1 protein-coding gene is annotated in these 241 nt (G+C 39.8%); it reads left to right on the top strand.

All coding sequences use genetic code 11. The annotated features are described in order from the left end of the window. Positions 1–58: 58 nt before the first annotated feature. Positions 59–241 (top strand): hypothetical protein (locus C6N31_RS43190; protein WP_232486389.1); only part of this gene is annotated, 183 nt, incomplete at its 3' end.

Genomic DNA, 241 nt, shown 5'->3' with positions numbered 1-241 from the left:
GTTGTATAATCTTCAGCATAGATACAATGATGATATAATATACACTAAGGCTGGTCCTGTGTTGGTCGCCATAAACCCTTTCAAGGATGTCCCTCTGTATGGAAATCAGTACATTGAAGCTTACAAGAAGAAGTCTATTGACCAACCCCATGTGTATGCTATCACCGACTCCGCCATTAGAGAAATGATACGAGATGAAGTAGATCAATCTATCATTATAAGTGGTGAAAGTGGAGCAGGA

It is taken from the genome of Streptomyces fildesensis (genome assembly GCF_016107395.1).
Taxonomy (GTDB): Bacteria; Actinomycetota; Actinomycetes; order Streptomycetales; family Streptomycetaceae; genus Actinacidiphila; species Actinacidiphila fildesensis.
The sequence above is the reverse complement of the archived record's forward strand: the minus strand, read 5'-3'. Positions and strand labels throughout refer to the sequence as shown.